We start from the raw sequence: 12,403 nt of genomic DNA on the forward strand, positions 1-12,403 counted from the left end.
CACGGAAGTTAAGCCCTCCAGAGCCGATGGTACTCCGCGGGAAACCGCGTGGGAGAGTAGGTCGCTGCCGGATTCTTTTTGAGAAGCCCTCGTCGCCTCGTGCGACGGGGGCTTTTCTTTTTTCCGCGCCCCCTTTCGCGAGCCGGAGGCCCCAGCGCTCCTCGCGCTGGGGGGCTGGTGATCGGCTCAGGCGACCCTGAGCACGACCTTGCCCACGGTGGCGCGGGATTCCAGCTGCCGGTGGGCTTGGGTGGCTTCTTCCAACCCGACCACCAATCCCAGCTTCACCCGAAGTCGTCCGTCCGCGAGGGCCTGACCCAATGCCTCACGCGCCTGGCGTTGCAGCGCGGCGGGGTGTGGTGTGCGCAACCAGTACGCGCTGACCTTCAGTGACTTCGCGTAGAGCGTCTCCACCTCCAGTGTTGGCGGAGGTCCACTGGCGCTCCCGTAGCTCACCAGATGGCCGAAAGGCGCGAGCGACTCGAGGCTGCTCGCCCAGGTGCTGGCGCCTACTGAGTCCAGCACCAGCTCCACGCCGCTGCCTCCCGTTACCTGCTTCACCCAATCCGAGACTGACTCCGCGCCTCCGTACACGAAGACTTCATCGGCGCCGGCCTCCCGCGCGAGCGCGGCCTTCTCCACGCTCGACACCGTTCCAAGCACTACTGCTCCCAAGGTCTTGGCGAGCTGGATGGCGCGAAGACCCACGCCTCCCGCCGCGGCATGAATCAGGACTCGGCGGCCTTTCTGCACCTGCGCTGACGTGAAGAGGAGGTGCCAGGCCGTGAGGCCCTGGACCAGGAGTCCCGCGGCCTCCTCGAAGGACACGTGCTCGGGAAGTTCCAGGAGCTCATCCACGGAGGTCGTCGCGAGCTCCGCGTAGCTGTGCTGCGCGAGGGCCACCACTCGCTTGCCGACCCAGCGCGAGTCGACACCTGGGCCGACCTGGTCCACGACGCCCGCGGCTTCGCTTCCGAGGATTCGTGGGAGAGGGGATGTCGCGTCGTAGAGGCCTCGACGGCGCTCTGTGTCCGCGAAGTTCACGCCCGCGGCCTTCACCCGGATGCGCACCTGTCCCGGACCGGCTGTCGGGTCTGTTACCTCCTCCAGCCGCAACACTTCCGGACCGCCTGTCTCGTGGTAGCGAATGGCTCTCATCCCCGCGTCGTAACGACGAGGTGACTTCGTCGCCGCTGCTCCCTCGCGTGGATTCGCACGCCTCCGAGGTTCGTGCTCACGCGCTCGCCCTTCACTCTGGGATGACTTGGGTCCGCTGGGGCTGTCGCTGTTCCGCTGATGTTGACCCATGGACGTGAAAAAGTGCGGGAACGCAGCGGGAACGCCTCGTGTGACTGGCCTCGGTCCACTGGGCTTGCTTGAGTGGCGGTCCCCCCACGCAAGAGGAGCCTCCTGCATGAAGCTGCTTCGTCCCTCGCTTGGTGTCCTGCTCGCGGCCGGTTTCTTCGTCGCGCCCATGCGCTCCGATGCCGCCACCGTTCGCGTCGGGCTCGGGGCCGACTACTGGATTGATCAAAGCGCGGCCTTCAGCTTCCTCTTGGGAGTGGAAGGTCGGCTCGCGGGGCCCCTTTCTGTGGGAGCTCGCTTCGGTGCTTCGCTCATCACCGATGGCAACGACGTCGGCATCCCCCTGGACCTCGTCCTCCGCGCGAACATCGCCAGCGCGGGCGTCTACGTCGAAGGACTCGTCGGGCCCTGGATCGTCATGGGCCGGGGTGACGCGCTTCGCGCTCATGCCGCCTTCGGCTTCGGCCTGCAAGGCAAGGCCGCGAGCATTGGCGTGGAAGTGGGCTACCTGGACCCCGACCCCGTCATCGGTCTGCGCCTGGGCTACAAGTTCTGAAGCTCAGTAGTGCGGTGGACGCTCTTGCTGACGGGCGTCCACCAAGCCGGGCTCGGCCTCCAGCTTCTTCTTCAGGAGGTCCAGCTCCACGCGCAGCGCCTCGATGACTCGCTGCTGCTGATAGAGCACGTCACTCAGCTCCTGCAGCGTCTCCTGCTGCTGCATGTAGCGAAGCTCCAGCTCGGTGATGCGCGACTCGTCCATGGGGCCCACCCTTACCTCGGAGTGGCCCTCGTCGTCCCTTCCTCGCAGCGCCCCGGCGTCCTGCCATGAACGTCCAGGAACATCTTCAACGTGCCCGCGAGCTCCTCGCCCGGGGACAATCCGAGCTGGCCGAGTCCGCGCTCAGTGACGCCATCGACGCGTCCGTCGCCCAGGAGGACCTGGTGCTCCTCACGCGTGCCCGCTTCGCGCTCGGGGAGTTGCTCTTCCTGCAGGAGCGCGACGACGAGGCCCTGCCGTATCTCCTGGCCGTCGTCCGGACCGAGCGCGTCGATGGCGCGGTGGACCACGAGGTCAAGGCCTCCGCGCGAATGCTCCGCCAGATTCGAGGCATCGAGCCTCGCTGAGCCCGCGCCCTGTCACGGCAGGCTGCACGACTGACGGATGAGCTCCATGCGTCCGGAGAAACGGCGCTCGAGGTCCATCCGCGTCAGTCGCGCGTCGTCGATTCGACGCGCTTCGAGCTGCATCGCGCACAGGGCCGCCAGGGACTTGGGGCTCCCCAAATCCAGCCGGTCCGCCTGTCTCAGGGCATCCTGGGCGCCGTCCAGGTCTCCCAGACGGAACAAGGCCAACCCCAGCTCGAAGTGCGCGAGCGAGAGCCTGGGGTCCTCCAGCGTCGCCTTGCGCAACACCGCCACGGCCTCCGCGCCCTGGCCGTCCGCGCGCAACACCAACGCCTGCTCCACCAGCAGTCGCGCCAGGGGGACCTTGCCCCTCAGCGTCGTCAGCACCGAGAACGCCTCGGAGGGCAGCCTGGCGGCACTCAAGAGTCGCGCGTAACGAAGCCCGATGAGCGGCTCCCCAGGGGCCTTCTCGAACGCGGCCTTCATCGCCTCGGACGCGCCCACCGTGTCGCCCCCGCGCTCCCGGAGCTCCGCTCGGAACACGTCGGGCCGAGCGTCCGTGGGGGCGAGCTGGTTCGCCCGCTCCAGCGCAGTGCGGACACAGCGCTCCATCCGCTCCACTTCGCAGACGCGCGCGAGCAGCAGCTGCGTCTCCAGCGCCTCGGGCTCCCGTCGCTCCGCCTCCAGGACCAACTCGTGTGCCTCGGAGGGGGCGCCGTCGAGCAGCAGTTCCGCGGCTTCACGCAGCTCCGCGGGCGTCGCTTTCGGATGCTCGCGCAAGGGAAGCAGCAGCCTGACGCGCTGCTCGGGCCGCGAGGTGGCTCGCGCGATGCTCAACTCCTGCTCCGGCATGTTCCTGGGCAGCAGCAGCGGGATGAGGTGAATCAGGAACGCCACGCCGCACACCACCAGCATGCCGCGCAGGCCCTGGTCGGCCCGCCAGCGCCGCCGCTTCACGGCGGGCACAGCCTCGGTGAGGGGTTGCTGCTGCTCCGCTTCCATCCGCCGCACGTCCCGTTCTCGCCAAGCCGCCGATGTGGCTCACACTGCCCGAAGTCGCGGCCGGAGGCCTCGAGGCAATTCGACCCCGCAGCTCCAGCACAGCTCGAAGTTGCCTGGGTTCTCCTCCCGACACCCCGGACACTCCACCGTGCGCGACGCCTCCTCCTGGTTCTCCCTCAGCTCCGCGACCACCGCTCGCGCCTGCTCCACGTCCTCGGGATGGAGCCAGAGCTCCACCCACGTCTCGCCGCTCGGAATCTCTCCAGTCAGCGGGGCAAGCGACTCGCCGCGCACCTGGACGGACATTCCCTCGGCTTCCAGCGTCCCCGCCAGCAGCCGCGCTTCTCCCACCGTGCGGTGCACGGAGAACTGCACACGCTTCATGTCTCTCTCTTCACAGATGACGGGGCGCACGGCAACCACACCCACCGCCCACGTCCCGCCTTCTCTCACCGAAGCCTGCTCGTCTGCTTATTGTTCATGCTTTGTCACAACCCAAACGGGTCATCTGTCGCCTGTCCCCCGGTGTTTGCCTTTCACCGCGCGTCCAGGTGAAAATCAACGTCGGCGGGGTGCTGCCCGAGAGTCTCCCGGCGCACCCTCCACTCACTGTGTGAAGCCTTTGTCCAGGATGCGAGACGCCGTCCCATGCGTGCGCACGCTCTCCAATTCCGTTCGACTCTTCCCACACACCTCGCGTGGGTCCGATACGGTTTCGCCGTCCTCTGCGTGAGCCTCACGGGCCTCGCCTCGTGGTGGTTCGTCCTGCCCGGAACCACCGCGCTGCTGCTGTCGCTCACGACCGTGCTCCTGGTGGCGCTCGCGGGCGGCGTGGGCCCCGCCTGGTTGGCGACCCTGATGGGGACGCTCCTCCTCATGCTCGGTCCCGCTTCGCCTTCGAGCCCCTCCGCGCCGAGCACCATCGTCCTCTTCCTCGTCGTGGGGGCGCTCGCCTCCCTCCTGGCGGCGCGACGTGTCCCGGTGGAGGAGCGCGTCACGGCGCCCTCGCTCGCACCCCCCGCGCCGTCCTCCGGACTGGAGGCGCAGTTGCTGCGAAGCCTCAACGACGCGGTCCTGGCCACCGACAACCGGGGCGTCGTGCGCTACCTCAACCCCGCGGCCGCGCACCTGCTGCAGTGTTCGGAGTCGGATGCCCTGGGCGTTCCCCTGTCGCACGTGCTGCGCTCCCGTCCCGAGTCGGGCTCCTTCCCGCTGCGTCAGGCGGCGCCTCCCAGGACATGGTCCCAGTGGCCGCGCGCGCTGAAGCGACGCGATGGCGGAGAGCTGCCCATCGAGGAGTGCACCGTGTCCCTGCGCGGGGCCGACGACGAGGAGCTCGGCGCCGTGTGGGTGTTCCGGGATGCGACGGCGCGTCGACAGCATGAACTCGAGCGCGCGCGGTTGCTCGAACGTGAGCACGCGGCGCTCGCCGAGGCGCAGGTCCAGCGCGAGCGCATGGAGTCACTCTTCCTCCAGGCCCCCGTCGCCATCGCCGTCTTCCGAGGACCGGACCATGTCTGTGAGCTGCTCAACCCCCAAGCCTGCGCGCTGCTGGAGGTGGATGCCCACGCCATCGGCAAGCCGCTGCGAGACCTGCAGCCCGCCATGGACCCCGGCATGTTGCGGCTCCTCGATGATGTCTACCGCGACGGCAAGCCCTTCTCCGGGCGCGAGGTGCCCCTGGCCTCCGCGTCCCCCTACGTCGCCCCCGCGTTCTCCCGGCCGCAGCGCTTCCACGACTTCAGCTGGCAGCCCTGGTGTGATGCCCGAGGCGTCGTCCAGGGCGTGATGGCCGTCGCCGTGGAGGTGACGGGACTGGTGGTGGCCCGGCGCGCCGCGGAGGACCTGGCGAGGGATTTGCGCGAGGTGGTGCAGTCCCGCGACGAGTTCCTCTCCATCGCGAGCCACGAGCTGCGCACCCCCATCACCTCCGTCCAGCTCCAGCTCCAGTTCCTGCTGCGTGGCGCTCCGGCGATGGGCTCCGAGGCGACGGCCTCGCTCGTGCGTCGCCGCGTCGAGTCCACGCTGCGCTCCGTCGCCCAGCTCCACCAGCTCGTCGCCACGTTGTTGGATGTTTCGCGCATCCGCGCGGGACGACTCGACCTGCATCGCGAGCGGGTGGACCTGTCGTCGCTCACCCAAGAGCTGGTGTCCCGGGTCCAGGAGGATGCGGCGGGCGCGCGATGTCCCGTGCGGCTCGTGGTGTCCGAGCCGCTCGTCGGCCACTGGGACCGTGTGCGTCTGGAGCAGGTCATCACCAACCTGCTCTCCAATGCCTTCAAGTACGGCGCGCAGCAGCCCGTGGACGTCCACGTCACGCGCGAGGACGGCTACGCGCGCTTGAGCGTGAAGGACCAGGGCATCGGCATCGCCGCCGAGGACCACGCCCGCATCTTCCAACGCTTCGAGCGCGCCGTGTCCCAGCGCCACTACGGTGGCTTCGGACTGGGCCTCTGGATCGTCCGGCAGATCGTCGAGGCGCTCCAGGGCGACATCCGCGTGGAGAGCGCGCCCCACGCGGGGTCCACCTTCATCGTCCGGTTGCCGTTGCAGGACTCGGCCACCTCGGCCGATGCGTCCCTCTGACTACTCCTCCTGACGCAGCTCGTGCGGCAACACCACGTGCGCATGTCTCGGCGCGCGGGTGTGCAGCTCCCGCGTCAGCATTGCGTCCAGTTCCAAGAGCAGGAGGTCGTAGAGCGGTCCCGCGCCCGTCGCGGGCAGGCGCTCCGTGGCCAGTCGGACCCGAGGTGACTCCTCGTCCTCGAACGCGAGCGTCACCGCGAGACCGTCGGGGCCGCCCGCCTGGGGCACGAGCACCACGGGCGCCGGCTGGCGGCCCACCTCCTCGAGCAGCGGCGTGAGCCTGCGGACCTCGTGGGCCGTCAGGGCTCGCTCCGACACCACCTCGCCCTGCTCCAGGACCGACAGGTGTTCGAGTCCCGTCAACCGCAAGGCCTGGGCCGCCGTGTTGGTCCGGCCGCTGCGCTCATAGGTCATCGTCCTCACGCCCATCACCTCCGTGCCTAGGAGGTAGGCACTCAGGCGCGTCCCGACATCCCCGCACGGACGAGGGACGGCCCGCAGCGCCGCAGCCCCGACACCCGGACGTACGCTTCAGGACAGCGTGGCGAGCCCTCCGCCCGAGTGTTCGCCGCCGGGCCTCTCTCTACGTTGCGGCCCTCTCGAGCACTCCCGCTCGGGACTCCGGAGGTTCGCCGATGGGCAACAAGGGTAGCGGAAAGATGCCGAGCGCCAATGACCAGCGCTCCGACTCCAAGAATCCCAACAACCCCGCGCAGAAGTCGTCGCAGGACAACCGCGCCAATCAGATGAACAAGGAGCATGCGCCGAGCAAGGGCCCGGGCAACACCATCCCAGGCGGTGCTCCGGGCAGCGGGCAGCCAGGCTCGAACCCGCCGAAGCACTGACGTCCCCTTGGATCGAGGCCCCCACTCCCGGTGGACCAGCACCGGTGGAGAGGGCGCCTGGCCCCATCACGGCCGGCGCGGTGTGTCGCTCGCGCGACGGAGGTTCACCGCGCCGCCGTGTCGTGCGTCGAAGTGTTTCAGCGCGCGCGGGGCGAGCACTCGCCTTCGCCCCGGAAGTGGCCCGCGGTGCGGACCAGCGCCGTGACGAAGTCGCGCAGGTTGCGCACGTTGGCCGCGCCGCCCGTGCCGTACTGGTCGATGGGCAGCTCCGTGAGGTCCACCGCGGCCAGCTCCTCCAGCGTCACCTCGCCGTCCGGTCCGGCGATGCCCAGCCTGTCCGCCTGGGCGATGGCGTCGAAGCGCATCTTCGCGTCCGGCGACTGGAGGTCGTCGAAGAAGAGGTGGTCTCCGTGGATGGTGAGCTGCACCGTCTCCTCGCCGTCCTTGGGCACCGTCACGCCCGCGCCCAGCTCGGGGCTCTCGCAGTGCTCGTAGAGCGTGTTCGTGGTGAAGCCCCAGTGGAAGCGCTTGGTCTCGCGGTCCTTCGTCGCCTGACCCGCGACGTACACGCTGTAGCCCTCCGTCTTCATCAGCGTCACGTCCGCGGCGTCCGCGTTGCCCGCCACCGCGTCCGCCACCGGCGCCATCGCGAAGCTGATGTGGTCCCACTTCTGCGCGCCAAGGTCCTTGAAGCTCTCCACCACGACGGGGCCGGGCTTGTGCACGTCGAACACGCGCGCCTGCGTCTGCTTCGCGGCCACCTCGTCGTGCGTCTCCACCGTCACCTCGCTGAGCACCACGAGGAACTTGTCGAAGCGCACCGTCCACCCGTCGGTGAAGCCCGCTTCGTCGCCCACCGCGGGAGGAATCTGCTTCTCGATGAAGTCCTCTCCGTACGTGGTGAACGTCACGTTGCCCGTCCCATCACTGCAGGCGACGAGTCCCAGACACGACAACCCCAGCATCCAGTTCTTCATTGCGCGGCTCCCTCTTCCCACGTCACCACGTAGGCGGTTGTGTCCTCCACGCCGCGCACCAGGGCATTGCGCGCCTGGCTGTCGGCGGGGAAGGTGTAGATGCCATCCGCGTCCGTGTCGGTCGCGGTGGCGAAGTCGATGCGGTCCACCCACTTCCACAGGTCCACCGTGATGCGCACCCGGCCCGCTTCCATCCCGAGGGACTTCTCGAAGCGCACTCCGGCCACGGGCTTGGGCAGGTCCGCCTCCACGTCGAAGCGCACCTGACCTCCGTCCGCGTTCGTCGCCGTGCCCACCAGCCGCACGGCGTGGCCCTTCAGGATTCCCCGCGCGTCGGTGGCCGCCGTCGGTGTGGCCAGCGTCAGCTCCACGGAGCCGTACTCGCCCGTCACCGCGCTCGCGGTGCCCAGGGGGGTGACCCCGCTCAGGAGGTCCACCGTGTGCGTCTCCAAGAGCTCGCCCATGGCGTCTCCGGGGACGTAGTGGCCCGGGTGCGCGTGCGCCGTGCCTCCGATGAGCGCGTACCAGTCGAAGGCGCGGGAGAGCAGCACCCGGCCCTCGAAGAAGCGCACGGGGCCCAGCGAGACGTGCGCTGAGTCGAGGGTGATGCGCCAGCCTCGCTCGTTGGGTGTGGCGGACAGTGGGGCCGCGGTGGACTCCACGGTGAATACGCGGCGCTCGGCCTCGCTGCCACAGCCGAGCAGCAGGGCCGCGACGGCCACCGTGCCCCTCAGGACGTGTCTGCGATTCATAGATGGACCTCCAGGGTGAGCGAGGCCATTCGAGGCGACCCCGCGGTGAAATGTCGGGCCGGGACGAGGCTCGCCGGGGCACTCGGGTCGAAGCGGGAGCTGTAGACGAACTCGCCATCACGCCAGCGCGCGTCCAGGAGGTTGCGCACCTCCAGCTTCAACCCCAGCTCTCCCCGGCGCAGGCCGAGGTCCAGGTCGGTGAGGAAGACGGAGCGACTCTGCTCGTCGAAGGGCAGCGGGCGCGGGCCGATGAATGTCAGCCCCGTGCCCACCGTGAAGAGGGTGGGCTCGGCGCTCAACCAGGACCACTCGAGGGGATGCTCCCAGCCCACGTCCGCCCTGGCGACGAAGGGCGCGAAGTAGGGGAGCAGCGTGTCGGTCTTCGTCACGTAGGCGTGCGCCACCGTGCCACTCAGCGCCGCGACGAGGCCGGGCACGGGGCGCGCCTGGAGTGACGCCGTCACTCCCGAGCGGAGCGTCTCACCCGTGTACACGGTGGTGCCCACGGTGTGGTCGAAGAAGAAGTCGTTCTCCACCTGCGAGCCGAAGACGCTGAGCTGCACGGCCCAGGTCTCTCCGTCCTTGCGCGCGCCCACCTCGGCGCCATGCACGGAGACGAAGGGGGCTCGTTCTCCCTCGGAGAGGCTGCGTGCCTGGGGCGAGCGGAAGCCGTCGCCGTAGCTGGCGAACAGCCGCCAGGTGGTCGCGTCGTCCGACAGCGCGTACTCGAGACCCGCCTTCGCGCCCAGGTGCACACCGAAGGCGCTGCGGGAGTAGCCCTGGCCGTCGTAGAAGCGCGGGTCTCGGAAGGCGAGCGCGTCGAAGACCTCGACACCGAGCGCGTCCGCGCGTCCTCCGATTCGCAGCGCCCAGCGTCCGAGGACCATGCGCCCCTCGGCCCAACCCCAGACATCCGTCTGCGTGAAGTGGGCGTCGATTTCGTCGGAGAAGAAGGTGCCGTCCGATTCGCGGTAGCGCCGCTGCGTCTGCTCCACGCCGTCGCGCCTGGCGCCCAGGCCGAGCGCCAGGGCCACGGGACGGCCGAACATCGTCACCGTGCGACGGTGCTCGGCGCGCGCTCCGAGGATGATGGAGTCGTTCGTCTGCTCGAGTCCGTCACCCCGCTCGTCCACCCGGAAGCCGGTGAAGTTGTTGCGCAGCCGCAGGTCCGAGAGGATTCCGAAGAGCTCGAGCTTCGTGCGGCCCTTGCCCGAACGGGGGAGCTCGACGCCGAGCAGGAGTTGGTGCCGGGAGACGGTGCCTCCCTGTCGTGGCGTGGAGGCGGAGAAGAAGTCCTGCTGGCCGGCGAGCAGGGTGTCCTCGCGCACGACGCCGGGCGAGTCGAAGCGTGTGACGTAGCTGCCTCCGAGGGCCCTCAAGGTGAGGCCGTCGGTGAGCCGCGTCGTTGCCTGGGCGAGGAGGGAGGCCCGGCCGTAGCCGCGCTGGGTGCCGTAGTTCCGGGCCTCGCCGAGCTCCACCGCGGCGAAGGTCTCCGGGTCCTCGCCCGGGCGCACGGTGGCCACCAATCGCCGCTGTCGGTACTGGCCCAGTGTGCCCGCGATGTGGACGCCCTGCTCCTTGACGCCCAGGTCCATGCGCACCGTGCCGGCGACGGCGAAGTCACCTTGTGATGCGCGATACGAACCCTCTGTCACCTCGAGCGCCTGGACGACCTCGGGGATGACGAAGTTGAGGTCCGCGTAGCCGAGCGCGTGGATGTGGCTGACCTCGTTCACCGGGAGGCCCGCGACATCGAGCTCCACGTCCTGGCCGTGCAGGGCGTCGAAGCCGCGCAGGAAGAGCTGGTGTGCCTTGCCCTCTCCGCTGTGCTGCGAGGCCACGAGGCCGGGCACGGCGCGGAGCAGGTCCACGGCTCCGCTGCGCGGCGCCGCGTCCAGGATGTCTCGACCGAGGGTGAGTTCCGAGGCGTTCTGGGGTGCCCTCGTGCCTCGGACCACCGTGTTGGTCTTCGGCTCCGTGGGTGGAGGCACGCTTGTGTCCGACTCGGCTCGCGTGGCTTGGCTGGGGTGGGGCTCTGGGGCGGGGGGCGCTTCGGTGTCGGGTTCGGGCTTACGGGGCTGGTGGGGCTTGGGCTCCGGGGTGGTTTGCGCCTCGGTGTCGGGTTCGGGCTTACGGGGCTGGTGGGGCTTGGGCTCCGGGGTGGTTTGCGCCTCGGTGTCGGGTTCGGCCTGACGGGACTGGTGGGGCTTGGGCTCCGCGGTGGTTTGCGCCTCGGTGTCGGGTTCAGCCTGACGGGACTGGTGGGGCTTGGGCTCCGCGGTGGTTTGCGCCTCGGTGTCGGGTTCGGCCTGACGGGACTGGTGGGGCTTGGGCTCCGTGGGGGGCGTGGGCGCTTCGGCGCTTGGCTGTACCGTTGGGGGCTGGCTGGCGATGCGGGTGGGCTGTGCGGGCGATGTCGTCGCTTGCGTCGTGCCCTGCTCCGCACTCGGGAGCCTGGTGTCGATGCGGCGCTGTGCGGACGGCGTTATCGCGTAGGCGCTCAGCGCTGCAGGCGGGGGCGCGACCCGGGGCCATTCGGATGGCGTTGTCGCTTCCGTGTTCAGCCCTTCGTGAGCAGATGGGCTCGTGGTTGGGCGTGCGCTCGTCGACGAGGGCATGCTCACTGCGTCGAGAGCGGGATGTGGCTCCGCCTCTTGCGCCACCGCGAGCAGCGGTGCGCAGAGGACCCACAAACCTGTCGATAGCGCGACGGTCACGACTCTCGTGAACATGAAGGGCACTCACGGCGGGTCGCCTCGGTCCTCGGGCCCTGGTGCACGCGGACCGCGCGTGACACTCCTGGCTCGAAGACGGAGACCCTCCGCCGTCATGGATGTGGGGCAACGACACGCAACACACCGGCGCCTCATCGCGCAGAACCGGTGCGCGGAAGGTCCGAAGCTCACGTTCGATGGATTCGCTTCAGCGCGAGCGCCGTGGACCTAGGGCCCTTGGGGCATCGCCGTCGGCCGCGGCGGTACGCCCGGCAATCGCGTCGGCGCATGCACGGACTCGTGCTTCCACGACACCCACCGCACCACCGGCACCAGGGCCACGACCCACGTCGTCGCCACCACGCTCAGGTGCTCCACCGAGCCGGTCAGGTGCTTGTGGCCATCCGGCCCATGTCCCGCCTCGGGGGACTGATTCGTGGGCTTCGGCGCGAGGCCACGCTCGTCCGCCGCTTCATGGCTGTGCGCCTGACCACCGTGACTGTGCACACTCCCCGTGCCACCGATGTGCCCCGCATGACCCACCACCGCGTGCAGCACCGGCGCCACCGCGAGCCCGTACACCAGGACCATCAGGCCCAGGCTCGCGAGGTCTCGTCGGTCGTGGGGATTCAGCAAGGAGCTGGTCGACAGGGCAGGGGGGTGGTTGCCTCCTACCCGGCTTCACTGGCCCGTGCAAGGCAGCACCCCCGTGCCGCGCGCCGCCCCGTTCATGCGTGGACTCAATGCGCACGCATCGCGACCTCGCAACACGACGCCACCCGGAGAAGGCCCTTCTGCCGCGCAACGAAGTCAGTTGACGGCGCGGCGCCCCCCAAGCCAATGGCATACAGCGGGCCTCCGTCCACGCGCCGCCATCATCGCGTGCGCAGGTGTTGTGCCCATTCCGTGTGCACATGCTGCGTGCGCGGCGGCTCCGGAAGCTTTGTGGCCACGCGCGAGGGTGAAGCCTGGTGACACGGCTGAGCGCGAGGACTTCCTCCGCGTCCCCGATGTAGGCGTCGGACACCCGGCTCCACGGGCCCGCCGTGGAGGTCCCCGGGGGACGGGTCCTCCGCCTCCCACCCGTCACTCTCCCG

General features: G+C 69.5%; 13 protein-coding genes and 1 rRNA gene. 5 read left to right on the plus strand and 9 right to left on the minus strand.

What is annotated here, in order from left to right; translation table 11 throughout:
* Window positions 1-73 (plus strand): 5S ribosomal RNA (gene rrf / locus LXT21_RS27715); the annotation flags it as partial.
* A 113-nt stretch (window positions 74-186) separates the two neighbouring features.
* Here rrf and LXT21_RS27720 read toward each other — a convergent pair.
* Window positions 187-1,158, minus strand: coding sequence for a quinone oxidoreductase family protein (locus tag LXT21_RS27720; protein WP_254041203.1), 972 nt, complete (start codon window positions 1,156-1,158; stop codon window positions 187-189).
* Between the two features lie 256 nt (window positions 1,159-1,414).
* On the opposite strand from LXT21_RS27720, the gene LXT21_RS27725 reads away from it, so the two are divergent.
* Complete coding sequence (locus tag LXT21_RS27725; protein ID WP_254041204.1) at window positions 1,415-1,861, plus strand: hypothetical protein; 447 nt, start codon at window positions 1,415-1,417, stop codon at window positions 1,859-1,861.
* A gap of 3 nt (window positions 1,862-1,864) precedes the next feature.
* On the opposite strand, the gene LXT21_RS27730 is transcribed toward LXT21_RS27725, so the two are convergent.
* Window positions 1,865-2,065, minus strand: coding sequence for a SlyX family protein (locus LXT21_RS27730; protein WP_046717116.1), 201 nt, complete (start codon window positions 2,063-2,065; stop codon window positions 1,865-1,867).
* 65 nt (window positions 2,066-2,130) lie between these two features.
* Here LXT21_RS27730 and LXT21_RS27735 point away from each other — a divergent pair, with 65 nt between their 5' ends.
* Window positions 2,131-2,430 (plus strand): hypothetical protein, encoded by a 300-nt coding sequence (locus tag LXT21_RS27735; RefSeq protein WP_254041205.1) that lies wholly within the window; start codon window positions 2,131-2,133, stop codon window positions 2,428-2,430.
* Between the two features lie 12 nt (window positions 2,431-2,442).
* Here the strand turns inward: LXT21_RS27735 and LXT21_RS27740 are convergent, their stop codons facing one another.
* Both LXT21_RS27740 and LXT21_RS27745 read right to left on the minus strand, forming a co-directional pair.
* Window positions 2,443-3,432 carry a tetratricopeptide repeat protein gene (locus tag LXT21_RS27740; protein ID WP_254041534.1) on the minus strand — a complete coding sequence of 330 codons (990 nt, stop codon included), beginning with the start codon at window positions 3,430-3,432 and terminating at the stop codon, window positions 2,443-2,445.
* Window positions 3,433-3,471: 39 nt separating this feature from the next.
* Complete coding sequence (locus LXT21_RS27745) at window positions 3,472-3,816, minus strand: DUF2007 domain-containing protein (RefSeq protein ID WP_254041206.1); 345 nt, start codon at window positions 3,814-3,816, stop codon at window positions 3,472-3,474.
* A 345-nt stretch (window positions 3,817-4,161) separates the two neighbouring features.
* Between LXT21_RS27745 and LXT21_RS27750 the strand changes: the two genes are divergently transcribed.
* A complete protein-coding gene (locus tag LXT21_RS27750; RefSeq protein WP_254041207.1) occupies window positions 4,162-6,018 on the plus strand; it encodes a sensor histidine kinase in 1,857 nt (618 codons plus the stop codon).
* Here the strand turns inward: LXT21_RS27750 and LXT21_RS27755 are convergent, their stop codons facing one another.
* Window positions 6,019-6,441, minus strand: a complete 423-nt coding sequence (locus tag LXT21_RS27755; protein WP_323395040.1) for a hypothetical protein — start codon at window positions 6,439-6,441, stop codon at window positions 6,019-6,021.
* 212 nt (window positions 6,442-6,653) lie between these two features.
* Between LXT21_RS27755 and LXT21_RS27760 the strand changes: the two genes are divergently transcribed.
* Window positions 6,654-6,863 carry a hypothetical protein gene (locus LXT21_RS27760; RefSeq protein ID WP_254041209.1) on the plus strand — a complete coding sequence of 70 codons (210 nt, stop codon included), beginning with the start codon at window positions 6,654-6,656 and terminating at the stop codon, window positions 6,861-6,863.
* Between the two features lie 137 nt (window positions 6,864-7,000).
* On the opposite strand, the gene LXT21_RS27765 is transcribed toward LXT21_RS27760, so the two are convergent.
* From LXT21_RS27765 to LXT21_RS27780, 4 genes are all read right to left on the minus strand, one after another.
* Complete coding sequence (locus tag LXT21_RS27765; RefSeq protein ID WP_254041210.1) at window positions 7,001-7,840, minus strand: hypothetical protein; 840 nt, start codon at window positions 7,838-7,840, stop codon at window positions 7,001-7,003.
* Window positions 7,837-8,592 (minus strand): hypothetical protein, encoded by a 756-nt coding sequence (locus LXT21_RS27770; protein WP_254041211.1) that lies wholly within the window; start codon window positions 8,590-8,592, stop codon window positions 7,837-7,839. Before LXT21_RS27770 ends, LXT21_RS27765 begins: the two co-directional genes overlap by 4 nt.
* On the minus strand, window positions 8,589-10,583 hold the full coding sequence (locus tag LXT21_RS27775) for a TonB-dependent receptor (RefSeq protein ID WP_254041212.1): 1,995 nt from the start codon (window positions 10,581-10,583) through the stop codon (window positions 8,589-8,591). The genes LXT21_RS27770 and LXT21_RS27775 overlap by 4 nt, the downstream gene beginning before the upstream one ends.
* A gap of 951 nt (window positions 10,584-11,534) precedes the next feature.
* Window positions 11,535-11,942: a hypothetical protein gene (locus LXT21_RS27780; protein ID WP_254041213.1), complete on the minus strand. Its 408-nt coding sequence runs from the start codon at window positions 11,940-11,942 to the stop codon at window positions 11,535-11,537.
* Between the last annotated feature and the right edge of the window lie 461 nt (window positions 11,943-12,403).

The organism is Myxococcus guangdongensis, from assembly GCF_024198255.1.
Classification (GTDB): Bacteria; Myxococcota; Myxococcia; order Myxococcales; family Myxococcaceae; genus Myxococcus; species Myxococcus guangdongensis.